Origin of the sequence: Mesorhizobium sp. B2-8-1 (assembly GCF_006440955.1) — a bacterium.
Taxonomy (GTDB): domain Bacteria; phylum Pseudomonadota; class Alphaproteobacteria; order Rhizobiales; family Rhizobiaceae; genus Mesorhizobium.
The window spans coordinates 88,417-110,900 of the sequence record NZ_VFTX01000003.1; the positions used below are offsets into that span (position 1 = coordinate 88,417).

The following is a 22,484-nucleotide window of genomic DNA, read 5'->3' on the forward strand; positions in this document are numbered from 1 at the left end:
CTATGGATTGGAATTATTATTTCATATTTTCGGCGCCACGCTGCCGCTCGCGCGTGTACCCCAACATAACAGGCCCGACGGGAGGTTCCAATGAGCGAAGCCGTGGACGCGAAATACGCTGCGCTCGACGTCATCACCATCGGCCGGGCTTCCGTCGACCTCTATGGCCAGCAGATCGGCTCGCGGCTGGAGGACATCACCTCCTTCGCCAAGTCGGTCGGCGGCTGCCCCGCCAATATCTCGGTCGGCACGGCGCGGCTCGGCCTGCGTTCGGCGCTGCTGACGCGGGTCGGCGACGAGCAGATGGGCCGCTTCATCCGTGAACAATTGAAGCGCGAAGGCGTCAACACCGACGGGCTGAAGACCGACAAGGAGCGATTGACCGCGCTGGTGCTGCTTTCGGTCGAGAGCGAAGGCGTTTCGCCGATGATCTTCTACCGCTCCGACTGCGCCGACATGGCGCTGGCCGAGGAGGACATCGACGAGGCGTTTATTTCCTCGGCTCGCGCGGTCGTCGTCACCGGCACGCATTTTTCCCGGCCCAACAGCGATGCCGCCCAGCGCAAGGCGATCCGCATCATGAAGGCCAAGGGCGGCAAGGTCGTGTTCGACATAGACTACCGGCCGAACCTCTGGGGCCTGGCCGGCCACGCCGAGGGTTTTGAGCGCTACGTCAAGTCCGACCGCGTCTCGGCGCAGTTGAAGACGGTGCTGCCCGATTGCGACCTCGTCGTGGGCACCGAGGAAGAGATCATGATCGCCTCGGGCGCCGACGACTGCCTGAGCGCCCTGAAGACGATCCGTTCGCTGTCCCCGGCCACCATCGTCTTGAAGCGCGGCGCCATGGGTTGCATCGTCTATGACGGGCCTATCAGCGACGATCTCGAGGACGGCGTGGTCGGCAAGGGTTTTCCGATCGAGATCTACAACGTGCTTGGCGCCGGCGATGCCTTCATGTCGGGCTTCCTGCGCGGCTGGCTGGGCGGCGAAAGCCTTGCCACGGCGGCGACCTGGGCCAATGCCTGCGGCGCCTTCGCCGTGTCGCGGCTGTTGTGCGCGCCGGAATATCCGACCTTCGAGGAATTGCAGTTCTTCCTCGAGCACGGCAGCAGGCATCTGGCCTTGCGCAAGGACGAGGCGATCAACCACATCCATTGGGCAACGACGCGCCGGCACGACATTCCCTCGCTGATGGCATTCGCCTGCGACCACCGGGTGCAGCTCGAGGACGTGGCGGCCAAGACCGGCGCTGACGCGTCGCGCATCGAGGATTTCAAGGTGCTGACGGTGAAAGCGGCGGCAAAGGTCGCCGCCGGACGCGACGGCTACGGCATGCTGCTTGACGAGCGACATGGCCGCGAGGCGATGTTCGAATTCGCCAGGCATTCCTTTGCCTGGCTCGGGCGGCCGGTAGAGTTGCCGGGCTCGCGGCCGCTGCGCTTCGAATTCTCGCAGGACATCGGTTCGCAGCTCACCGAATGGCCGGTCGACCACTGCATCAAATGCCTGTGCTTCTATCATCCCGACGATCCGCCGGGCTTGAAGGAGGAACAGCAGCAGAAATTACGCGCTCTGTTCGAGGCCGCGCGGAAAGTGGGCAGGGAGCTTCTCATCGAGATCATCGCCGGCAAGCACGGCAAGCTCGACGACACGACCATCCCGCGTGCGCTTGAGGAACTCTATGCACTCGGCATCAAGCCGGATTGGTGGAAGCTCGAACCGCAGGCATCCGCAGGCGCGTGGACGAAGATCGAGGCCGTGATCCTGAAGAACGACCCCTGGTGCCGCGGAGTCGTGCTGCTCGGCCTGGAGGCGCCGCAGGACGAGTTGGAGGCCGCCTTCGCAGCGACGGCCAAGGCTCCTATCGTCAAGGGTTTCGCGGTCGGCCGCACCATCTTCATCAACGCCGCCGAACAATGGCTTTCCGGCAGGATGTCGGACGACGAAGCGGTTGCCGACATGGCATCGCGCTTCGAGCAGCTGACCGAGGCATGGCTTGCCGCGCGCGGCCGTAAAGCAGCATAAGAAGGCACGGGCACAGGGACTGCGGAGGAAACCAATGAGCAAGACAATCCGCCTGACGATGGCGCAGGCGCTGACCCGTTTCCTGAGCAAACAGAAGACCGAGATCGACGGCGCAAAGGTGCCGATCTTCGGCGGCGTCTGGGCGATCTTCGGCCACGGCAATGTCGCCGGCATCGGCGAGGCGCTCTACCAGGTGCGCGACGAACTGCCGACTTTCCGCGCCCACAACGAACAGGCGATGGCGCATGCGGCGATCGCCTATGGCAAGGCCAATTTCCGTCGCCGCTTCATGGCCGCCACCTCTTCGATCGGACCCGGCGCGCTCAACATGGTGACGGCGGCGGCACTTGCGCATGTAAACAGGTTGCCTGTCCTGTTTCTGCCGGGCGACGTCTTCGCCAACCGCATTCCCGATCCGGTGCTGCAGCAGGCCGAGGATTTTTCCGACGGCACGGCGACGGTCAATGACTGTTTTCGTCCGGTGTCGCGCTATTTCGACCGCATCACGCGGCCGGAGCAGATCATCCCGGCGCTCAACCGCGCCATGGCCGTGCTGACCGACCCGGCCGAATGCGGGCCGGTGACCTTGTCGCTCTGCCAGGACGTGCAGGCCGAGGCCTATGACTATCCCGAGAGCTTCTTTGCCGAACGGGTCTGGTGCCAGCGCCGGCCGCGCCCGGATCGGGCTGAATTGGCGGCTGCGGTTGCAGCGCTGAAGAGCGCAAGCAAGCCGCTGGTGATCGCCGGCGGCGGCGTGCTCTATTCTCGGGCCTCGGACGAACTGGCGAAATTCGTTGAAGGCGCCGGCATTCCGGTCTGCGAAACGCAGGGCGGCAAATCCTCGCTGCCGGACGATCATCCGCTCAACATGGCGGCGATCGGCGTCACCGGCACGTCGGCCGCCAACCGGCTGGCGGAAGAGGCCGATGTCGTGCTCGCCATCGGCACGCGCCTGCAGGATTTCACCACCGGCTCCTGGGCGCTGTTCAAGAATTCGGGCAAGACCATCATCGGCTTGAATGTGCAGCCTTTCGATGCCGGCAAGCATCGGGCATCGCCGCTGGTCGCCGACGCGGCCGAAGGCTTGGCCGAACTCGGTGCCGCGCTGAAGGGTTGGAAGGCGCCATCCGCCTGGACCGACAATGCGGCAGCCGGCAAGAAGGAATGGCAGGCCGAAGCCGCCAAGGTGACGGCGTCGACCAATGCCGCCTACCCTTCCGACGCGCAGGTGATCGGCGCCGTGCAACGCGCCATGGGCTCCGGCGTGACGCTGCTCAACGCCGCCGGCGGGCTGCCGGGCGAATTGCACAAGCTTTGGCAGGCCGGCGCGCCCGGCTCCTACCACGCAGAATACGGCTTCTCGACCATGGGCTATGAGATTGCGGGCGGGCTCGGCACCAAGATGGCCAAGCCTGAAGAAGAGGTCGTCGTCATGATCGGCGACGGCTCTTATCTGATGCTCAATTCCGAGATCGCCACCTCGGTGATGCTCGGCCTGAAGCTGACCATCGTGCTGCTCGACAACAGGGGTTTTGGCTGCATCAACCGGCTGCAGATGGCGACCGGCGGCGCCAACTTCAACAATCTCCTGAAGGATGCGCGCCACGAGGTGCTGCCCGACGTCAACTTTGCCGCGCACGCCGCGAGCATGGGGGCGATCGCCGAGAAGGTTTCGTCGATCGCAGGGCTGGAGACGGCGCTGGCTCAGGCGAAAGGCAACGACCGCACCACGGTACTGGTCATCGACACCGATCCGCTGGTCTCCACCGATGCCGGCGGCCACTGGTGGGACGTGGCGGTGCCGGAAGTCTCCGAGCGCAGCCAAGTGAACGCGGCGCGCAAGGTCTATGACGAGAAGCGGCGGATGCAGAGCGTCGGCGATTGATTTCGGCGCTGCCCACCCCCTACCTCTCCTTGTGGGGAGGTCGGACCGAAGGTCCGGGTGGGGTCTGGCGCCGCACCCCCACCCCGCTGCTTCGCAGCGACCCTCCCCACAAGGGGGAGGGTGAACAAGAACCGGAGTGACGACTTGAAAGCCAAACTGGGCATGTCCCCCATCGCGTGGTGGAACGACGATCTTGCGGAACTCAGCGACGACGTGTCGTTGGAGGAGTGCCTACGCCAGTCGCGTTCGGCCGGCTTCACCGGCATGGAGATGGGACGGCGCTTTCCCAAGGACCCCAAGGTGATGCTGCCGATCCTGAAGGCGGCTGACGTCACACTGTGCGGCGGCTGGTTCTCGGGCACGCTGGTCGACGAGGAGATGAGCAAGAACAAGGATCGCATCCAGCCGATGATCGACCTGTTCAAGGCGGTCAACGCGCCTTGCATCGTCTATGGCGAGGTTGGCCGTTCGATCCAGGGCGACCGCTCGAAGCCGCTCGCCACCAAGCCGAAACTCTCGAGCGACGAGATGAAGGCCTATGCCAGGCGCCTGACCGAATTCGGCGAATGGTGCGCCGAGCAAGGCATGCCGCTTTCCTATCATCATCACATGGCGGCGGTGGTCGAGACCGAGCCGGAGCTCGACGCCTTCATGCGCCATTCCGGAGCGGGCATTCCGCTGCTGCTCGATGCGGGCCATCTGGCCTTTGCCGGCGGCGATGTGCTGCGCGCCATCGACAATCACCACAAGCGCATCAGCCATGTGCATGTGAAGGATGTGCGCATGGGCGTGATCGAGAAGCTCGACCGCACGAAGCAGTCCTTCCTCGACGCGGTGGCGCTTGGCGCCTTCACCGTGCCGGGCGACGGCTCGCTGGATTTCGGCGCCATCGTGCAGCGTTTCGCCGACCACGGCTATGAAGGCTGGTTCGTGGTCGAGGCCGAACAGGACCCGAAGAAGAACCCGCCGCTCAAGATGGCGCAGGTGGGCCACAAGGAGTTGATGCGGGTGATGACGGCGGCCGGCTATACGGTCGAGACGCAGGGCTTCCCCGATGTCTGATCGGGTTCTCGCCAGGCCGGGCTTGCTGTAGGTTGCCGCGATGAAAGATTCCGAGCACCCCTTCTTCCGGCCATTGTGGCGGCGTGTCGCCGTCGTCGCGGTGTGCGTCATCTGGTCGATCATCGAATTCGCGAGCGGCACGCCGTTCTGGGGCGTGATCGCGCTGGGCTTCGCCGGCTATGGCGTCTGGCAGTTTTTTTATCTCTACAAGCCGGCGGAAGAGGTTAAGCCTCCGGCCGAGCCCAAGGAATAAACGGTCCATGGTGCGCAGAAGGCTTACGGGTCGGGCACTGTATGCATGACAGATAGCGTGCCTGGGAGATCGGGCGAAACGCCTCTCGCTTCGTCATCCTGGGGCGGAGCAAGGAGCGAAGCGACGCGGCGCAGACCCCAGGATTCATGCCGGGGCATCAAAACAGCCGCTGCGGTGCAGAATTCCGCTCCGCCGCGCCCTTTGGGTGAGGTCACGGCATGGATCCTAGGGTCTTCGCGACGGAGCTTCGCTCCTGCTACGCCCTAGGATGACGAAGTTGGAAGGCTTCGACCACACGGCTTGGCTTCGCAGGCTTTGTAGCAAGCCAAAGGAATAGGAGAGACAGAATGTCGAAGCTGCTGGTCAAAGCCGACAAGGGCCATGGCCGTGTCGCGCACGTCACGCCGCAAAGCGCCGGGTGGACCTATGTCGGGTTCGACCTGCACCGGCTGGAACCGGGCGAAACGGCTTCGGGAACAACGGACGATCGCGAAGTCTGCCTGGTGTTCGTCACCGGCAAGGGCACGGTCACGGCCGGCGGCAAGGATCTCGGCCTGCTTGGCCAGCGCATGTCGCCCTTCGAAGGCAAACCATGGTCGGTCTATGTGCCGCAGGGATCGGACTGGTCGGTGACGGCTGATAGCGGACTGGAACTGGCGGTCTGCTCGGCGCCGGGATTGAGCGGCGGCCTGCCGGTTCGCGTCATCGGGCCTGACGACCTCGGCCAGGAGGTACGCGGCAAGGGCACCAATACACGCTACGTCACCAACATCCTGCCCGAGGGCAAGCCGGCCGATTCGCTGCTGGTGGTCGAGGTCATCACGCCCGGCGGACATACGTCGAGCTACCCGCCGCACAAGCACGACCAGGACAATCTGCCTAACGAATCCTATCTCGAGGAAACCTATTATCACCGCCTCAACCCGCCGCAGGGCTTTGCTTTCCAGCGGGTCTATACCGACGCCGACAAGGACGGCTCCCGCGCGCTGGACGAGGCGATGGCGATCGAGGACGGCGACGTCGTGCTGGTGCCCAAGGGCTATCACCCCTGCGCGGCTTGTCATGGCTACGACCTCTACTATCTCAACGTCATGGCCGGCCCGAAGCGGACGTGGAAATTCCACAATGCGCCCGAGCACGAATGGCTGACGAAGGCCTGACCGTTGCGCGTTCACGGCTGAACCTGTTGGTCCAGATCAGAAAAATCGTCGGCTAAGGACCGGCGGGGTCGATTTGCCTTCGAAAACCCTTCAAAGCTTCGTCAATCCGTCATGGGAATCACCTATGGCAACGGGCTGACGAGGATTTTCGATGCGCTACGCCATCTACTTCACCCCCCGACAGGACGAAAAATTGGCGCGGATCGCCGCCAACTGGCTGGGCCGTGACCCGTTCGGCGCCGCGACGCGACCGGTGGAGGCGGTGGGCGATTTGTCGGCGGCGGAAGTCGCCTTCCACACCGCATCGGCACGGCGCTATGGTTTTCACGCAACGCTGAAAGCCCCTTTCCGGTTAGCGGCCAACGAAACCGAAGCCTCGTTGCGCGCAGCGCTCGACGCCTTTGCCGAGGCGACGCCCGTTGTGATGATCCCCCGTCTCGTCGTCAGCCAGATCGACGGTTTCTTCGCGCTGGTGCCGGAGGCGGCATTGCCTCCGCTCAATCGCTTCGCCGATGATGTGGTGCGCGATTTCGACCGCTTTCGCGCGCCGTTAACGGAGGCCGAGATCGAGCGGCGCAGTCCGGACTCGCTGAAGCCGGGCGAATTCCGCAATCTCTGCCAATGGGGCTATCCTTACGTCTTCGAGAGCTTCCGCTTTCACATGACGCTGTCCGGCAGGGCCGGGCCACAGGAAAGCCCTCGTCTTCGCCTGGCAATCGAGGGTCTGTTCGCCGAGGTGCTGCGCCAGCCGGTGCCTGTGGACGGGTTGACGCTGTTCATCGAGCCCGAACCCGGCGCCCCGTTCATGGTGCTTTCCCAGCACGCGCTCGGGTGCCGTCCGGCCAGAAAATCCGCCTGAAGCAACAAGCCGTAAAGGCCAGAAAAAACCAAGGACTGCCTGAAATGACCGCCGAGACCATTCTGAGCAACGCCCGCATCGTTCTTGCCGACGAGATCATCGACGGCTCGCTCGTGATGCGTGACGGTCTGATCGCCGACATATCCGCCGGCGCCGTCCGAGCCGGCGAGGACATGGCTGGCGACTTCATCATTCCGGGGCTGGTCGAGCTTCACACCGATCATCTCGAAGGCCATTATGCGCCGCGGCCGAAGGTGCGATGGAACCCGATCGCCGCCGTGCTCGCCCATGACGCGCAAGTGGCGACGGCAGGCATTACCACCGTGCTCGACGCCTTGCGTGTCGGCATGGACGAGGATGCCGATCTCAACGCCGCCGACATCCGCAAGCTCGCCGATGCGATCGAGGACAGCGTGCGGATGGATCGATTGCGGGCCGATCATTTCATCCATCTACGCTGCGAGGTCTCGGCGCCGGATTGCCTCAGGGCCTTCGCCAATTTCGAGACGGACGAACGGGTGAAGCTCGCCTCGCTGATGGACCATGCGCCAGGCCAGCGCCAGTTCGTCAACCTCGAAACCTATGCCTACTACTATCAACGCAAGCTGAAGCTGACCGATCGCGATTTCCAGAAATTCTGTGAGAAGCGGATGGGCGAATCGGCACGGAATTCGGGGGCGAACCGCGTCTTCATCGCCGCCGCCTGCCACGAGCGCGGCATCGTGCTCGCGAGCCATGACGATGCGACGACGGGCCATGTCGACGAAGCCATCGAGCAAGGCGTGCGCGTTGCCGAATTCCCAACCACCGAGGAAGCCGCCAGGGCTTCGAAGGATGCAGGGCTCGGCGTGCTGATGGGCGCGCCCAATGTCATGCGGGGCGCCTCGCATTCGGGCAACGTCTCGGCGCGCACGCTGGCCAGCGACGGCCTGCTCGACATATTGTCGTCCGACTACATCCCCTTCAGCCTGATCCAGTCCGCCTTCTTTCTCGGCGACGTCGTCGATAGCATTTCCCTGCCGCAGGCGGTGGCAATGGTGTCCAAGAACCCGGCCGAGGCCGTCGGTCTTTCCGATCGCGGCGTCATCGAAGAGGGCCGCCGGGCCGACTTGGTGCGCGTGCGCCTCGACGACCACGTTCCGGTGGTGCGCACGGTCTGGCGACAGGGGCGGCGGGTCGCGTGATGGCTTCGGCATTGATCGAGCGTGAACTGTCGGCCGAGGCGTTTCCGATACGCGACGGCGTCTTCGTTGCCGTGGTGGGCCCGAGCGGCGCCGGCAAGGATACGATCATCGGCCATGCCAAGGCGCTTTTCGCCGACGAGCCGCGGCTGGAGTTCGTGCGCCGCGTCATCACCAGACCGAGCGACACGGCAAGCGAGGATCACGACACGCTGGCCGATGCCGCCTTCATCGAAGCCGAAGCCGACGGCGCCTTCGCCGTCTCCTGGGAGGCGCACGGCCTGCGCTACGGCCTGCCGGCCGAGGTCGATTGGGCAGTGGCCAACGGCCATGTCGCTGTCGCCAACGTATCGCGCGCGATCATCCCTGCCTTGCGAAAGCGCTATGCCAATCTGGTCATCGTCGAGATCACCGCTTCGCCCGATGTGCTGGCCGGGCGGCTGGCGATGCGTGGCCGCGAGTCGCGCGGGGAGGTTCTGGCACGCCTGGCGCGCAGCGCCCCTGTGACGCTCTCCGGACCCGGCGTCACCTCGATCGACAATAGCGGTTCGCGCGAAGCGGCAGGCGAGCGCTTTGCCGAGGTGCTGCGCAAGGCGATGGCGTTCTCCGACATGTCGGGGCTGATCGACTAAAGGTGTTGATGGTCAGGTGGCGCTCGCCTGACCTGAACATCGAAACACCTTCGTTTTATGCCGCGTGCCGGTCGTGATCGGCACGACGCGTGCCGGCCAACGGCGTTGCCGAAGGTTGTGTCGGCGCGTCCAGAACCGCGACGTGATGGCGGTACACCATTTCCCAGCCTTTCCAGCCGGTAAACAGCAGGATGCAGACAACGATCAATGAAAGCAGCACTCCCCATGGGCGAACTGCCGCTTCGGCGCCTTGGCTGTAGCGAAGATAGAAATTGATCAGCGCCAGAACGACGGCGGTCAAATTGCCGACCATGTGGTACCAGGCGTCCGTCAGGGCGCGGATGCGCGGCTCGCTCAGGAAATCGATAAAGCCGGCAATCGCCGCCAGGAGAGCCATGACGATGGCTACTCCAATCAGCCACATCGACGCGCGTGCCCAAAAGGCGTCGGCAGTCCCCCAGAACATCAAATCGGTGAGAAACGCGCCGACAAGGAACGCGACAGGAAAGGGAATGAGCATCGGATGGATGGGATGACCTCCCACCTTGGCGGTGCTTAGCGGATTCGCGGCCATGACAATGCCTCCGAATAGAAAAGCTTTGAACAACGCCCAGACAAGGGTTTCGTTCCAATCCGGATGGAAGCTCGCAAGACCGTTTTCGCGATGCCGCCCCCCTTTTGCACTCAAGTCACTTGGGGCCGCACAGATACGGCCGACAACAGATCGAGCGGAATTGCGGGGCGGGCGAGATAGAGCGGCGTTATCTTTCGACGGCCACGGCGGATGGTGGCTTTTTGCCCCTGACTATTCCGCCGCTGCGCCGGCGATGCTCTTGCGGCTGGCGTCGACCATGCGCCGCCGCGCGCGGAACACACCCCATTGCTGGTCGATCAGCACGCCGATGAGGATGACGCCGCCCATCACCGCGAAGTTGAGCGAGGACGGGATGCCGAGCAGATTGACGAGGTTCTGCAGCTCCTGCAACAGTACGGTGCCGAGGATGACACCAATCAGCGAGCCCTCGCCGCCGCGCAGCGAGAAGCCGCCGAGCACGGCCGCGGCAATGGCGTAGAGCTCGTAGAACTGGCCGTGGCTGGCTGGCGAGATGGAGCGCGTGTACATGGCGAAATAGATCGCCGACAGCGCCGTCAGTACCCCGCAGATGACGTAGGCGGCCATGACGACACGCCCGGTGCGGATGCCGGAATATTTCGCCGCCTCCTCGTTCTTGCCGATGGCGTAGAGATAGCGGCCGAACACCGAGCGGTGCAGCACCACCCACATGACGATGGCGATGACGATCAGGGCGAAGAAGGAGTTCGGCACGCCCCAGGAGCGGCCGGCGGTCAAGAATTCGAGCTCCGGGAAATTCTGGCCGAAGGCGAAGCCGGCGGTGCCGTCGGCGGTGTAGAAGCGGGCGACGCCGCGATAGATCAAAAGGCCGCACAAGGTCACCACGAAGGGCTGCAATTTGAGCCGCGTGATCAGCCAGCCATGCGCCAGGCCGATGATGGCACCGAGCACCAGGATGAGCACGAAGGCCAGCGGCCATTCCATGCCGCGCACGGCGATGAAGTCGATGAAAAGCGTTCCCAGCAGCGCCACCAGCGAGCCGACCGACAATTCGATGCCGCCGGTGATGATGACGAAGGCCTGGCCGATCGACAGGATGCCGAACAGTCCGATCAGGTTCGAGGTGTTGGCGAGATTGATCGGCAGCAGGAAGCGCGGATTGATGATGGCGACGATGGCGCCGACCACCAGGATCAGGATCAGCAGGCCGAGATCTTTCTTGCTCATCATCTTCTCCCCAATGCCGGCCCGAGCGCTTCCGCGGCGCGGCGGCAGAATCATTTCGGCTGCTTGCCTACCGCCAGCAGCAGCACGTTTTCCTGGCTGAACTGGTCCTTGTCCAGAATGCCCGAGATCTGGCCCTCATGCATGACGGCGATGCGGTCGGACACGCCGATCACCTCCTCCATGTCGCTGGAGATCATCAGCACGGCGACGCCGGCGTCGGCCAGCGCACGCATCAGCCCGTAGATCTCCGCCTTGGCGCCGATGTCGATGCCGCGCGTCGGCTCATCGAGGATCATCACCTTGGGGTTCATCGCCAGCCATTTGGCCAGCACGACCTTCTGCTGGTTGCCGCCCGACAGCGTGCCGGTGCGCGTCTGAACCGAGGGCGCCTTGATGCCGAGATCTTTTTTCTGCTTCTCGGCGGTTGCCGTTTCGGCGCTGGTCGACACCAAGGAGCGCTTGGCATGCGCCGGCAGGTTGGGCAGCGAAATGTTCTGGGCGATCGAAAGGTCGAGCAGGATACCGGTCAGCTTGCGGTCCTCCGGCACCAGGAAGATGCCGTGCGCGACGGCATCGGCCGCCGAGCCCAGGGAGAGCGGCTTGCCGGCGAGCTCGAGCGTGCCGCCGAGGCTGCTTTCGATGCCGAAGAACACCCGCGCCAGCTCGGTGCGGCCGGAACCGACAAGGCCGGCAAGGCCGAGGATTTCACCGCGCCTGACGTCGAGATCTACCGGGCGGCCGGGATAGGTCGGGGTGCGGATGGCCTTGGCCGACAGGGCGACGGCGCCGGGGGCGCGGGCCGCCTCGGAAGCCTTCTCGCGCTCCTTCAGCATGCGGCCGATCATCAGCTTGACCATCTGGTCGTGGTTGATGTCGCGCTTGGGCAAGGTGCCGGCCAGCATGCCGTCGCGCAGCACGATGACGCGGTCGGCGACGCGCTCGACCTCGTGCAGGCGATGCGAAATGAAGATGACGCTGATGCCGTCCGCCTTCAGCGCCTTGATGACGTCGAGCAATTTGTCGGTCTCGGCGATCGGCAGGCTCGACGTCGGTTCGTCGAGGATGACCAGCCTTGCCTTGATCGACAGCGCCTTGGCGATCTCGACCATCTGTTGCTGGGCGAGCGACAGTTCGGCGACGGGCGTGTCGGCGGAGAAATTGGCGCCGACGCGCTTCAGGAGCGGCGCCACCATGGCGCGCAGCCTGGCGCGATCGACGAGCCTGAGCGGCCCGGCGCGCAGCGGTTCGCGGCCGAAGAAGATGTTGGCTGCGACATCGAGGTTCTCGAACAGGTTGAGTTCCTGGTGGACGAAGGCGATGCCGGAGCCAAGGCTGCCCTCGACGCTCAGGCCGTCATGGGCGGTGCCGTCGACGGTGACGGTGCCGCTGTCCGGCCGCGTCACGCCGCCGAGGATCTTCATCAAGGTGGATTTGCCGGCGCCGTTCTCGCCGACGAGACCGATGACCTCGCCCGGCCTGACCTCCATCGAGAAGCCGTCGAGCGCGACGACGCCCGGATAGGTCTTGCGCACGTTCTCGAGACTGAGGAACGGGGTGGTCGCGGCGATGGATGTGTCGGAATAATTCATCATGCCTGACAGCGTTGGCGGGCCGACCTCTTGGCAGACTGACTGGCCTCGAAGGGTTCGTCAATGCGAGAGCAGCCGGCTCAAGCGACGTTGAGCCGGCTGAACTGCCTTCGGTCTTAGTTTCCAGCCATCGCCTTCAGATTGGCGGCGTAGGCGTCGACGTCATCCTTGCCGATGATCTTGGTCGGGATGATGATGAGGCCGTCGGCCGGGATGCCCGACTTGTCGCCCTTGAGATAGGATGCCATCAGCTTCATGCCCTGATAGGCCCACTCGAAGGGCTGCTGCACGACGGTGGCGGCAATGGTGCCTTCCTTGACGCCGCCCAGCGTGATCGGATCGTCATCGAAGCCGACGACGGTGATCGAGCCGAGCTTGCCGGCATCGCGCAGCGCTTCATAGATGCGCGGCGTGTTGTAGGAGTAGAAGCCGACCATGCAGGTGACGTCGGGGCTGGCGACCAGCGCGTCCTCGACATTCTTCTTGGCGCGGGCCTGGTCGATGTCGTCGCCGCGCACGTCGACGAGCTCGATCTTGGTGCCGGCCAGGCCATCCTTCATGCCCTGGATGCGCTCCTTGGCATTGTCGGCGCCGAGCAGGCCGACGAAGCCGAGGCACTTGCCGCCGTCTGGCATCGCCTTCTTGGCGATTTCGGCCGCCTGCTTGCCGGCATCGACATTGGACGAGCCGATGTAGGCGACGCGCTTGGTCTGCGGAGCGTCGCTGTCGGTGGTGAACAGCGCCGTTTCCGAGGCGATCTTGTTCAGCCCGTCGGTCGAGGTCTTGGGATCGACGGCCGAAACCATGATGCCCTTGACGCCGGCGGTGACCAGATCGTCCATCAGCCGCTGCTGGATGGCGACCGAGGACTGCTCGGGATATTTCAGCTCGAGATTGTAGTCGGGCAGTTCGCCCTGCGCCTTCTTGACGCCGGCTTCGGCCGCCTTCCAGAAGTCGGAAGCGCCGTTGACGACGAAGGCCAGCGTCGGCTTGTCGTCGGCGCGCGCGATCGTGCTCGCCGTCAGGCCAAGCAGCAGCGCCGCGGTGGCCACGGATGCATTGCGTATCAAGGATTTCATGTTCAACCTCCCGTTTTGGCCGGTCGTCGGACCGGCCGATCCTGCACTTGTCTGATTTGCCGTTCGCGGCTTGGACGCCCTCCTCCTCAAGGGTTCCCGGCACTGAAGATGGCGTCGTTCCAGCCACGGCGACGGACTTTAGAGACTCATCCCCCGTTCGTAAATAGTCCGATTTGTCAGACATATCACATGTCCGCGACAAGGCTTCGCGGGGGTACTATCCGCTTGCCATCGGGCCATTCGCATGCACCGCGCCCCAGGGAAAACGGACGCGACGGACCGACGTTACAGCGCATTTTCGTATTAGTAAACGGTATTAGTTGCGTTCGATGGCGACCGCGCCGGCGGTGACGCCGTTGGCTTTGCCGAGAACGCAAGGGTTTGGCGCAAAAGGGATAATCGGCTCATATGCTGTGATTTTAAGCTGCCCGAGCCCCTTAGCCAGTAGACCGGTCGCCTGCTAATAGATATAAGTCAGCCGATATTTCTATAAACCGGCGCGGCCTTGATGGTCGCCGGGCAGGCCGGACAGGCCGGGGAACACGAACAGCATGAGTGAGACCACCGATATCGCGACGGCAAGGCGCCGCAAGGCGCCGGTGAAGCCCAAGGGCCGGGTCACCATGACCGACATTGCGCGCGCCGCCGGCTGCTCGCAGGCGACTGTTTCCTTCGTGCTCAACAATTCGCCTGGCATAAAACTGTCGCGGCAGACGCGCGAGCGGGTGATCGAGGCGGCGCGCGCGCTGGGCTATAGTGCGCCGGCCTTTTCGGCACTGAAGGCGCCGGCCAGCGCCTTCGACGGGCTGGACGGGGTGATCGGCTTCGCCGTCGACCAGCTCGCCACCAGCCCGGAAGCCGTCGTCGCCATCGAGGGCGCGCGCCAGGCCTCGTGGAACGCCGGCAACGTGCTTCTGGTGGCGCAGACCATGGGCGACGCCGTGATGGAGCCGCGCGCCATAGAGGCGCTGACCAGGCGGGGCATTTCGGCGCTGATCTACATGACCATCTTCACCCGCGAGATCACGGCGCCCGACTTCCTCTACAGCCTCGACATCCCGGTGATCCTGCTCAACTGCTACACGTCGGATTACGCCTTCCCCGCCGTGGTGCCCTCCGAGATCGCCGGCGGCCAGAGCTCCACCCGGCACTTGATCAGCCACGGCCACCGCCGCATCGCCACCATCACCGGCGAGCCCTGGATGCAGGCGGCACAGGACCGCCTGAAAGGCTACCGCCGCGCTCTTGCCACTGCCGACATCCCTTTCGATCCCGAACTGGTGGTCGAGGGCGACTGGTCGGCAAGTGCCGGCTATGCCGCGACCGTCAAGCTCCTGGCGCTGAAGGACCGCCCGACCGCCATCTTCTGCCAGAACGACCGCACCGCGATCGGCTGCTACGAAGCGCTGAAGGAAGCCGGCCTGCACATCCCGCAGGACATCTCCGTGGTCGGCTACGACGACGAGGAAATCGCCAGGCATCTGTTCCCGCCGCTGACCACCTCGATCCTGCCGCATATGGCGATGGGCCAATGGGCGATCGAACAGCTCGAAGCGCCAGCGACGGTGGGACGGGGGCGCTATCCCATCACCAAGCTGGAATGTCCGCTGGTGGAGAGGGAGAGCGTGCGGGCCGTGGCAGGCTGACCGACCCGGCCGACAAGGCAAGCATTTGGGCGATGAAAACCGGCGCCGCGAGCGCCGGCAGGCCACGGACTTTCCCGTCGGACTTTCCCGCTGCCGGGGCCAGCCAGGCATGCCCTTTCAATTGGCACAGCAAGCGGTCGGGCCGCCGGCCCCGAGGCCGCGAAGGCGTGAAAAATGCCGGCCAGCGACGCCGCGAGAGCCCGATTGCGCCAAGATTCGAGGACATTTGTTCCAAGCGCGGCGTGTTGGTTGAACAGATTGGGTTGCAGGCATAGCCTTGCGTCGTCCACCGGGGCTCGCCTCGAGCTTGCGGGGGCAACAGGCGGCGGATCGCGGCGTGCCGCTGATCGAGGAGACGAACATGCAGCTCGAACAATCCCTTGCCGGCATGCGCCGGCGCGACCTTCTCAAAATGATCGGCATTACGGCGGGCAGCGCCGCAATGTACCAGGCCATGACCAGCATGGGGCTGGCGGCAGAGTCCGATTACAAGGGACCGATCAAGCTCGAAGGCGACCCGAAGGGCGCTTCGGTGCTCGTCCTGGGCGCCGGCCTGGCCGGCATGCTGGCGGCCCTGGAACTGCGCCAGGCCGGCTACAAGGTGAAGATCCTCGAATACAATGCCCGCGCCGGCGGCCGCAACTGGACGATACGCGGCGGCGACACCGTTACCGAACTTGGCGGCTACACGCAGAAATGCGAGTTCGACGAGGGGCTCTACCTCAATCCCGGCCCCTGGCGCATCCCTTACCATCACAACGGGCTGTTGGCCTACTGCCGGAGGCTCGGGGTGACGCTGGAGCCGTTCCAGCAGACCAACCACAACGCCCTGCTGCACTCGACGGAGGCCTTCGGCGGCAAGCCTAAGCGGGTGCGCGAGATCCAGACCGACTTCAAGGGCCACACGTCGGAGCTGCTGGCCAAGGTGGCCAAGAAAGGCCAACTGGAAGGGCTCGTCTCCAAGGAGGACCAGGAGGTGCTGCTCGAGGCGCTGCAGTCCTGGGGCGCGCTGGACAAGGACTACAGCTACAAATCCAGCCTCGCGACCGCCGAATTCCGCGGCTACGAGAAGGAGCCGGGCGGCGGCATCGGCGCCGAGCCGGTGGCGGGTCAGGTCATCGGCGCGTCCGACGTATTGAATTCGCGCCTGTGGGGCAGCCTCGCCAACTTCTCGCTCTACGAATTCCAGACCACCATGTTCCAGCCGGTCGGCGGCATGGGCAGGATCGGCGAAGCCTTCGCCAAGCAGGTCGGCGACCTCATCACCTACAATGCCAAGGTCACCAAGATCGCCCAGAACGACAAGGGCGTGACGGTGACCTATGAGGACGCGAAAAACCCCGGAACCGCCCAGGAAGCCAGCGCCGACTGGTGCGTGTGCACCATTCCGCTCACCATCCTTAGCCAGATCGAAATCCAGGTCGGCGGCGCCATGCAGGCGGCGATCGGGGCGGTGCCCTATGCGTCCTCGGTCAAGGTCGGCCTGCAGATGAAGCGCCGTTTCTGGGAGGAGGACGAATCGATCTTCGGCGGCGTCAGCTACACCAACTTGCCCATTTCGCAGATCTCCTACCCCAGCACCGGCTTCAACGCCGGCGGCAAGGGCGTGCTGCTCGGCTGCTACACATGGAACGGACCGAACTCCTACGAATTCACCGCCATGACCCCGCAGGAGCGCGTGCAGAAGGCGGTGGAATACGGCGCGCAGCTTCACCCGCAATACAAACAGGAGTTCGAGACCGGCGTTTCCTGGGCATGGCACCGCTCGCCCTTCACGCTTGGCTGCGCGGGCGACTGGACCGAGGAGGCGCGCAAGGAGCACTACGACAATCTGTGCCAGATCGACGGCCGCATCGTGCTGGCCGGCGAGCATGCCTCCTACATTCCCGCCTGGCAGGAGGGCGCGATCCTGTCCTCGCTCAACGCCATCACCCGCCTGCACCAGCGCGTCATGCAGGGATGAGGCCATGCCGATCCCTTCGTTCACCCCATATCCCGCGAGGCATCCCATCATGAGCAGCTCCTTCAAAAGACCCTGCGGTCTCATCGCCGCCATGGCCGCCGCCATGGCGTTCACGGCTCCCGGCGCGTTCGCCGATTCGGCCGGCGTCACGTTCAGCCAGGGCGATACTTTCACCGAAAAGGACGGCGCGGCGCTCTATGCCAATGTCTGCGCCGCCTGCCACCTGGACAAGGGGCAAGGCGCGGTCGGCGCCGGCCACTATCCGGCGCTGGCCAAGAACAAGAACCTAGAGACCGGCGGCTATCCGGTAAGCCTCGTCCTGCACGGGCAAAACGGCATGCCGCCGGTGGGGCAGATGATGAGCGACGACCAGGTCGCTGCCGTGGTCAACTATGTCAGGACGCATTTCGGCAACGACTACAAGGATGCCGTGACGGCGCAGGACGTGAAGGATGTCCGCTGAGTGGCGGATGTCGCCCGCACATGCGGCAACGCAAACCGCGCGGCGGGCATTTTGGCGCTCGCCGCCCTCTCGAATGGAAGGAAACGGGTCATGAAACCATCGATCAGGAAATCATGGATTGGGGCCGCCGTGCTGGCGGCGGGAATGCTGGCGGCCGGCGCCGCCTTGGCCGACGACGTCGTTCGCCACAAGATTCCGAATTCGGATTTTCCGATCCTGCGCGCCGTCGAGGTGCCGGCCGGCAAGACCACGGTCTATCTCAGCGGCGCCGTGCCGTCGGTCATCGACGAGAAGGCCGACAAGGCGACGGTCGCCGCCTATGGCGACACCGAGGCCCAGACCGGCTCGGTGCTGAAGTCGATCGACAAGACGCTGGCCGATCTCGGCCTGAAGATGGGCGACGTCGTCAAGATGCAGGTCTTCCTGGTCGGCGATCCCGCCAAGGGCGGCAAGATGGATTTCGCCGGTTTCATGAAAGGCTACACGAAGTTTTTCGGGACCAAGGACCAGCCGAACCTGCCGACGCGTTCGGTGGTGCAGGTCGCGGGCCTTGCCGGCCCCGGCTTCCTGGTCGAAATCGAAGTGACCGCCGTGCGGCCCTGAAGCCGGGGCGTTCGGCCAGCCCGTCGAGCCAGGATGCCGAACGGGCTGGCGAGGCGCGGATCTGGCGGGCCGCGAACCGGGGCGGCTGAAGCGGCCTCGCTCGCCCAGGCACCCACCGAAAGGCGGAGCCGGGCGATGTTGACCCGCCAGTGAGGGCTAAACCGCGCGGAGCCCACGCCCATGCACTAGCCATTCGTCGAAGGCAGGTCGCGCGACCGCGGACGGAAAACCGCCTCACGCTTTTCCCGGAATTAGCCTAGCCTCGCCTCTTCAGCGCAGGGAGAGCGAGATGACCTCAAGTTTCACCGTTCATGACGCCAGCGGATATGAGCAGCTCATGGGCCGCTGGAGCCGCAAGCTCGCGCCCAAATTCATCGACTTCGCCGGGCTTGCCCGCGGCGAAAAGATCCTCGACGTCGGCTGCGGCACCGGCAGCTTGACATTCGAGCTGGCCAAATCCGCCGACCTCGCGGCGATCGCGGCAATCGACTTTTCGCCCGTCTTCGTCGAGGCGGCGAAGCGGCGCAACGCCGACCCGCGCATCGAAATCCAGCAAGCCGACGCCACCGCCTTGCCGTTCGCCGACGATGGTTTCGACCGCGCGCTGGCGCTGCTCGTGCTCCACTTCGTGCCGGAGGCCGGCAAGGCAGTGGGCGAGATGCGCCGCGTGGTGCGGCCGGGCGGCGTGGTGGCGGCCGTGGTGTGGGACCATCTCGGCGGCATGCCTGGCATGCGCATGATGATCGACACGGTGGCCGCGCTCAGCGAAGGCGGACGCCAGATGCGCAGCCGCTATTGCTTCCAGCCGATGATGCAGCCGGGCGAAATGAAGCGGACTTTTGTCGAGCAGGACCTGGCCGATGTGACCGAAACCGAGCTGATGATCCGCATGGACTACCGGGACTTCGACGACTATTGGGCGCCGATAGCGGCCGGCGAAGGCCCGCTCGGCAAATACATGATGACGCTCGATCCAGCCGAGCGGACGCGCAGCGAGGCTGCCGTCCGCGATGCCTACGAGGCCGGCCGGCCGGATGGGCCGCGGTCGTTCGCGAATGTTGCCTGGGCCTGCAGGGGCGTGGTGCGGTAAGGGCGCCGAAGAACCGCCCATCCGCCATCTGCCGCCCAGGCCGGTCTCCATGAAGACGCGCCGGCGCTATTGCGGCAGACCGGCGGCCTTCAGCGCCTCGCCCAGGCATTGCGCGAGCGCCGGGGCGCAGTGTACGGCCGCGAACTGCCGACCGTAGCGAAACGTCGGATGCAGCTCACGCACCCGCGCCGCCGCCGCCGCCGCCTCTTCCAGCCGGCCGAGCTTCGCCAAAGCGGCGGCCAGTTGCACATAGGTGATGCTGTGGGCGGGATTGGCCTGCACCGACCTGTATGCGGCACGGCAGGCCTCGTCATAGCGGCCGCGCAGCAGATGGCTCATCGCCTGCGCGTCGAAGGCGGCGAAGGCCCAGGGGTCGAAGGGGCTGAGCCGCATCCCGCGCTCGCTCCACGCGATGGCCTGCTCCGCTTCGCCGCTCCAGCCGAGGATGACGCTGCCCAGAATGTAGGTCAGGGCGGATGACGGGCTGACGGCAAGCGCGGCTTCCAGGGCGGTGAAGGCGGCCTTGCGGTCATGTCCATCCATGCCGATCGAAAACCCCGCAAGGGTAAGCGCGGCCGCGTCGTCCTGTCCGTGCAGGATGGCCAGGCGGGCATGGCGTACCGAAGCCTCGCGATCGGCTTCCTGCAAGCCGGCGCGAAGGAACAGGCAATGATGGCACATGGCGGCATTGCCGTGGGCAAGCGCATAGGTCGGCTCGAGTTCGATGGCGCGTTCGAGCAGCACGAGCGCCTGCGCCACCCGTTCGGGCATGCCGGAATCCACGTCCGGCTGGGCGCGCAGCACGAGGTCGTAGGCATCGAGACTGTCGGGGCGCTTGCGCCTCACCCTCTCGATTTCGACGCGCCGCAGGCTGGGCGCGATCGCGCCGACGGCCGCCAGCGCGATCTCATCCTGGAGCGCGAAAATATCGGCGGAGGCGCGGTCGAAGCGCTCGGCCCATATGTGGGCGCCGGTCGAGGTGTCGATCATCTGGCCGGTGACGCGCACGCTGCCGCCGGCCCTGCGCACGCTGCCTTCGAGCACATAGTGGACGCCGAGCTCGCGGCCGACCTGCTTCACGTCCACCGCGCGCCCCTTATAGGTGAAGGAGGAGTTGCGCGCGATGACGAACAGCCAGTTGATGCGCGCCAGGCCGGTGGTGATGTCGTCGACGATGCCGTCGGCGAAATAGTCCTGCTCCGGATCACCGCTCAGGTTCGAGAACGGCAGAACCGCGATCGAAGGCTTGCCGGGCCATGTCAGCGTTGCCGCCTCGGGGCCGAGACCACCGATCGCGACCTCGGGCCCGACATAGCGATAGCCGTGCCGCGGCAGCGTCTCGATCCAGCTTCCGCCGCCGGCCGCGCTCTCCAGCATGCGCCTGGCCGCCGCGATCTGCACCGTCAGATTGCTGTCCTCGATCGCTTGGCCCGGCCATGCGGCGTCGATCAGCGCCTGCTTGGGAACCGGCTTGCCCGTGCGTTCGACAAGCAGCGCCAGCAGCGCGACGGCCCGTTGGCCGAGCGGCGTCGGCTGGTCACCGTGGAACAGGATCCCGGCTTCGCCGTCGATGCGAAAGGGGCCAAAGGCGAGGCTCGTTGCCATTCCCGAAGGAGATACCGTTTGCAATCTTTTCGCAATGATTTCGCAACGGCTTCACGACTGGCCGGCCGGGTAGAGGCATCCTGTGCCGGTGGCTGCGGGAAAAAGCAGCGAACCGATGGAGGATCAAATGAGCGCCGCCCCTGTCATCCGGATGCCCGACGAGAACAAGGGGGTCATGCTGCGTGGCCAGCCGATGGTGTTTCTCGTCACCGGCGAGGATACCAGACACACGAGCATGTTCGACTGGACCATACCGGCCGGCTTCGCCACCGGCCTGCATGTCCATCGCGTGCAGGAAGAAACCTTCTATGTGCTTGACGGCGAATGTGTCTGGCACGTCGGGGCGGAGGTGATCCGGGCGACCCCGGGCACCTTCCTGTTCATTCCGCCCGGCGTGCGGCACAACATCACCAATGTCGGCGAAAAACCGGCCCGCGTGCTGATGACCGTCTCGCCGCCCGGGCATGAGCACTATTTCGAAGACCTTGCGAGGCTCGCCGCAAAGGGCTCCCCGGATCCGAACGCGCTTGCCGAACTGCGGAACCGCTACGACACCGACCAGCTCTCCACGTTGACGACGAGTGCCTAGGCGCAGTTGGTACATAGGCGTGATCGGCATGCTTCCGGCGTAACGGCGGCCTTCGGTGCCTCGGATGCCTGGACACAGCAAAGATCATCGCTGCGGCCGAGAGCCGGCCGTCCGACGCGGAGAATCCTGCACCTGGATAAAAGCGCCCAATGGTCTAAGTTGTGCCCGGAGGCTCCCGACGTCTTTTCGCAAAAGGTTCCCAAATGACACTTGGCGGACCGCGCCCGACCTGGCTTACTTTCGACTGCTACGGCACGCTGATCCAGTGGGATGAAGGGCTGATGACCGCGATGGAGACGATCCTGTCGCGCAAGGGCCGCAGGATCGAGGCGCAGACATTCATCCCGGTCTACGACCGGCACGAACACCAGCTCGAGCATACCAAGCCGCACCTCTCCTTCGCCGAGGTGACCGCCAAAGCGCTGCATCTGGCGATGCGGGACTTTTCGCTGGAAGCGGAAGCCAGCGACGCCGAACTGCTGACATCCTCGATCGGCCGCATGCCGCCCTTCCCGGAAGTCGTCGCGACGCTGCAAAGGCTGAAGCAGGCCGGCTTCAAGCTGGCGATCATCTCCAACACCGACGACGCCATCATCGCCGGCAATGTCGCGCAGCTTGGCGGCGCCATCGACCAGGTCATCACGGCGCAACAGGCGCAGGCCTACAAGCCGTCGCGGCAGATCTTCGAACACGCCTGGCGCACCCTTGGCGTGACCAGGGACGAGCTGGTCCACATCTGCGCCAGCCCGCACCTCGACCTGACCGCCGCACGCGACCTCCACTTCCGCGCGGTCTGGGTCGATCGCGGGACGGGACGACGCCCGCCGGCGGATTATGAGCCGGACGCGGTGGCGCATGGGCTGGATGATGTGCCGGGGTTTTTTGGGGCGGCTGGGTGGATTTAGGATATCGGAGGGTTGGGCGCGTAGGGTTGAACCACTCCAAAGCCCTTCGGGCCAAAAGTGTCACCCATGTCTCCGGTATAAACCGTAACCTATG

Annotated in this window: 20 protein-coding genes; 15 read left to right on the top strand and 5 right to left on the bottom strand. The window is 64.9% G+C overall.

All coding sequences use genetic code 11. The features are described 5' to 3' along the window. Nucleotides 1-90 precede the first annotated feature (90 nt). The 8 genes from iolC (at nucleotide 91) to phnN (ending at nucleotide 9,057) form a co-directional block, all read left to right on the top strand. Nucleotides 91-2,025, top strand: a complete 1,935-nt coding sequence (iolC, locus tag FJ428_RS08770; RefSeq protein WP_140879301.1) for a 5-dehydro-2-deoxygluconokinase — start codon at nucleotides 91-93, stop codon at nucleotides 2,023-2,025. A gap of 34 nt (nucleotides 2,026-2,059) precedes the next feature. Next, the gene (iolD, locus tag FJ428_RS08775) at nucleotides 2,060-3,910 is read left to right on the top strand and encodes a 3D-(3,5/4)-trihydroxycyclohexane-1,2-dione acylhydrolase (decyclizing) (protein ID WP_140879302.1); all 1,851 of its coding nucleotides are present in this window, start codon (nucleotides 2,060-2,062) and stop codon (nucleotides 3,908-3,910) included. Between the two features lie 144 nt (nucleotides 3,911-4,054). Next, nucleotides 4,055-4,972, top strand: a complete 918-nt coding sequence (gene iolE, locus FJ428_RS08780) for a myo-inosose-2 dehydratase (protein ID WP_140671618.1) — start codon at nucleotides 4,055-4,057, stop codon at nucleotides 4,970-4,972. A gap of 40 nt (nucleotides 4,973-5,012) precedes the next feature. Then, nucleotides 5,013-5,225, top strand: a complete 213-nt coding sequence (locus FJ428_RS08785; RefSeq protein WP_140563559.1) for a DUF3329 domain-containing protein — start codon at nucleotides 5,013-5,015, stop codon at nucleotides 5,223-5,225. A 347-nt stretch (nucleotides 5,226-5,572) separates the two neighbouring features. Continuing rightward, on the top strand, nucleotides 5,573-6,385 hold the full coding sequence (gene iolB / locus FJ428_RS08790) for a 5-deoxy-glucuronate isomerase (RefSeq protein ID WP_140879303.1): 813 nt from the start codon (nucleotides 5,573-5,575) through the stop codon (nucleotides 6,383-6,385). Between the two features lie 151 nt (nucleotides 6,386-6,536). Next, nucleotides 6,537-7,244 (top strand): DUF1045 domain-containing protein, encoded by a 708-nt coding sequence (locus FJ428_RS08795; protein WP_140517721.1) that lies wholly within the window; start codon nucleotides 6,537-6,539, stop codon nucleotides 7,242-7,244. 44 nt (nucleotides 7,245-7,288) lie between these two features. Then, complete coding sequence (locus FJ428_RS08800) at nucleotides 7,289-8,428, top strand: alpha-D-ribose 1-methylphosphonate 5-triphosphate diphosphatase (RefSeq protein WP_140879304.1); 1,140 nt, start codon at nucleotides 7,289-7,291, stop codon at nucleotides 8,426-8,428. Further along, complete coding sequence (phnN, locus tag FJ428_RS08805; protein WP_181167259.1) at nucleotides 8,425-9,057, top strand: phosphonate metabolism protein/1,5-bisphosphokinase (PRPP-forming) PhnN; 633 nt, start codon at nucleotides 8,425-8,427, stop codon at nucleotides 9,055-9,057. Before FJ428_RS08800 ends, phnN begins: the two co-directional genes overlap by 4 nt. A gap of 55 nt (nucleotides 9,058-9,112) precedes the next feature. Here phnN and FJ428_RS08810 read toward each other — a convergent pair whose 3' ends face one another. From FJ428_RS08810 to FJ428_RS08825, 4 genes are all read right to left on the bottom strand, one after another. Continuing rightward, nucleotides 9,113-9,631 carry a DUF2231 domain-containing protein gene (locus FJ428_RS08810; RefSeq protein ID WP_140879305.1) on the bottom strand — a complete coding sequence of 173 codons (519 nt, stop codon included), beginning with the start codon at nucleotides 9,629-9,631 and terminating at the stop codon, nucleotides 9,113-9,115. A 231-nt stretch (nucleotides 9,632-9,862) separates the two neighbouring features. After that, the gene (locus FJ428_RS08815; RefSeq protein ID WP_140517717.1) at nucleotides 9,863-10,858 is read right to left on the bottom strand and encodes an ABC transporter permease; all 996 of its coding nucleotides are present in this window, start codon (nucleotides 10,856-10,858) and stop codon (nucleotides 9,863-9,865) included. 50 nt (nucleotides 10,859-10,908) lie between these two features. After that, nucleotides 10,909-12,447 (bottom strand): sugar ABC transporter ATP-binding protein, encoded by a 1,539-nt coding sequence (locus FJ428_RS08820; RefSeq protein WP_140517789.1) that lies wholly within the window; start codon nucleotides 12,445-12,447, stop codon nucleotides 10,909-10,911. A 116-nt stretch (nucleotides 12,448-12,563) separates the two neighbouring features. Then, the gene (locus FJ428_RS08825) at nucleotides 12,564-13,526 is read right to left on the bottom strand and encodes a sugar-binding protein (protein ID WP_140491278.1); all 963 of its coding nucleotides are present in this window, start codon (nucleotides 13,524-13,526) and stop codon (nucleotides 12,564-12,566) included. 551 nt (nucleotides 13,527-14,077) lie between these two features. Between FJ428_RS08825 and FJ428_RS08830 the strand changes: the two genes are divergently transcribed. The 5 genes from FJ428_RS08830 (at nucleotide 14,078) to FJ428_RS08850 (ending at nucleotide 19,291) form a co-directional block, all read left to right on the top strand. Further along, complete coding sequence (locus tag FJ428_RS08830; RefSeq protein ID WP_181167260.1) at nucleotides 14,078-15,172, top strand: LacI family DNA-binding transcriptional regulator; 1,095 nt, start codon at nucleotides 14,078-14,080, stop codon at nucleotides 15,170-15,172. Between the two features lie 361 nt (nucleotides 15,173-15,533). Beyond that, nucleotides 15,534-17,135, top strand: a complete 1,602-nt coding sequence (locus FJ428_RS08835; protein WP_224519155.1) for a flavin monoamine oxidase family protein — start codon at nucleotides 15,534-15,536, stop codon at nucleotides 17,133-17,135. 49 nt (nucleotides 17,136-17,184) lie between these two features. Continuing rightward, nucleotides 17,185-17,598 carry a cytochrome c gene (locus FJ428_RS08840; protein ID WP_140517716.1) on the top strand — a complete coding sequence of 138 codons (414 nt, stop codon included), beginning with the start codon at nucleotides 17,185-17,187 and terminating at the stop codon, nucleotides 17,596-17,598. A gap of 90 nt (nucleotides 17,599-17,688) precedes the next feature. After that, on the top strand, nucleotides 17,689-18,201 hold the full coding sequence (locus FJ428_RS08845; protein WP_140879306.1) for a RidA family protein: 513 nt from the start codon (nucleotides 17,689-17,691) through the stop codon (nucleotides 18,199-18,201). A 289-nt stretch (nucleotides 18,202-18,490) separates the two neighbouring features. Continuing rightward, complete coding sequence (locus FJ428_RS08850) at nucleotides 18,491-19,291, top strand: class I SAM-dependent methyltransferase (RefSeq protein ID WP_140879307.1); 801 nt, start codon at nucleotides 18,491-18,493, stop codon at nucleotides 19,289-19,291. 66 nt (nucleotides 19,292-19,357) lie between these two features. Here the strand turns inward: FJ428_RS08850 and FJ428_RS08855 are convergent, their stop codons facing one another. Beyond that, nucleotides 19,358-20,896, bottom strand: a complete 1,539-nt coding sequence (locus FJ428_RS08855; RefSeq protein WP_140879308.1) for a winged helix-turn-helix domain-containing tetratricopeptide repeat protein — start codon at nucleotides 20,894-20,896, stop codon at nucleotides 19,358-19,360. Between the two features lie 127 nt (nucleotides 20,897-21,023). Between FJ428_RS08855 and FJ428_RS08860 the strand changes: the two genes are divergently transcribed. Together FJ428_RS08860 and FJ428_RS08865 are read left to right on the top strand one after the other, a co-directional pair. Continuing rightward, nucleotides 21,024-21,485, top strand: a complete 462-nt coding sequence (locus FJ428_RS08860; protein WP_140879309.1) for a cupin domain-containing protein — start codon at nucleotides 21,024-21,026, stop codon at nucleotides 21,483-21,485. Between the two features lie 203 nt (nucleotides 21,486-21,688). After that, complete coding sequence (locus tag FJ428_RS08865) at nucleotides 21,689-22,390, top strand: haloacid dehalogenase type II (RefSeq protein ID WP_140879310.1); 702 nt, start codon at nucleotides 21,689-21,691, stop codon at nucleotides 22,388-22,390. Nucleotides 22,391-22,484 lie beyond the last annotated feature (94 nt).

Bases quoted from the DNA above. Each gene is read 5' to 3' on its own strand.
- iolC (WP_140879301.1), top strand. From the start codon at position 91: ATGAGCGAAGCCGTGGACGCGAAATACGCTGCGCTCGACGTCATCACC.
- iolD (WP_140879302.1), top strand. From the start codon at position 2,060: ATGAGCAAGACAATCCGCCTGACGATGGCGCAGGCGCTGACCCGTTTC.
- FJ428_RS08785 (WP_140563559.1), top strand. From the start codon at position 5,013: ATGAAAGATTCCGAGCACCCCTTCTTCCGGCCATTGTGGCGGCGTGTC.
- iolB (WP_140879303.1), top strand. From the start codon at position 5,573: ATGTCGAAGCTGCTGGTCAAAGCCGACAAGGGCCATGGCCGTGTCGCG.
- FJ428_RS08795 (WP_140517721.1), top strand. From the start codon at position 6,537: ATGCGCTACGCCATCTACTTCACCCCCCGACAGGACGAAAAATTGGCG.
- FJ428_RS08800 (WP_140879304.1), top strand. From the start codon at position 7,289: ATGACCGCCGAGACCATTCTGAGCAACGCCCGCATCGTTCTTGCCGAC.
- FJ428_RS08810 (WP_140879305.1), bottom strand. From the start codon at position 9,631: ATGGCCGCGAATCCGCTAAGCACCGCCAAGGTGGGAGGTCATCCCATC.
- FJ428_RS08815 (WP_140517717.1), bottom strand. From the start codon at position 10,858: ATGAGCAAGAAAGATCTCGGCCTGCTGATCCTGATCCTGGTGGTCGGC.
- FJ428_RS08820 (WP_140517789.1), bottom strand. From the start codon at position 12,447: ATGAATTATTCCGACACATCCATCGCCGCGACCACCCCGTTCCTCAGT.
- FJ428_RS08825 (WP_140491278.1), bottom strand. From the start codon at position 13,526: ATGAAATCCTTGATACGCAATGCATCCGTGGCCACCGCGGCGCTGCTG.
- FJ428_RS08830 (WP_181167260.1), top strand. From the start codon at position 14,078: ATGAGTGAGACCACCGATATCGCGACGGCAAGGCGCCGCAAGGCGCCG.
- FJ428_RS08835 (WP_224519155.1), top strand. From the start codon at position 15,534: ATGCAGCTCGAACAATCCCTTGCCGGCATGCGCCGGCGCGACCTTCTC.
- FJ428_RS08840 (WP_140517716.1), top strand. From the start codon at position 17,185: ATGAGCAGCTCCTTCAAAAGACCCTGCGGTCTCATCGCCGCCATGGCC.
- FJ428_RS08845 (WP_140879306.1), top strand. From the start codon at position 17,689: ATGAAACCATCGATCAGGAAATCATGGATTGGGGCCGCCGTGCTGGCG.
- FJ428_RS08850 (WP_140879307.1), top strand. From the start codon at position 18,491: ATGACCTCAAGTTTCACCGTTCATGACGCCAGCGGATATGAGCAGCTC.
- FJ428_RS08855 (WP_140879308.1), bottom strand. From the start codon at position 20,896: ATGGCAACGAGCCTCGCCTTTGGCCCCTTTCGCATCGACGGCGAAGCC.
- FJ428_RS08860 (WP_140879309.1), top strand. From the start codon at position 21,024: ATGAGCGCCGCCCCTGTCATCCGGATGCCCGACGAGAACAAGGGGGTC.
- FJ428_RS08865 (WP_140879310.1), top strand. From the start codon at position 21,689: ATGACACTTGGCGGACCGCGCCCGACCTGGCTTACTTTCGACTGCTAC.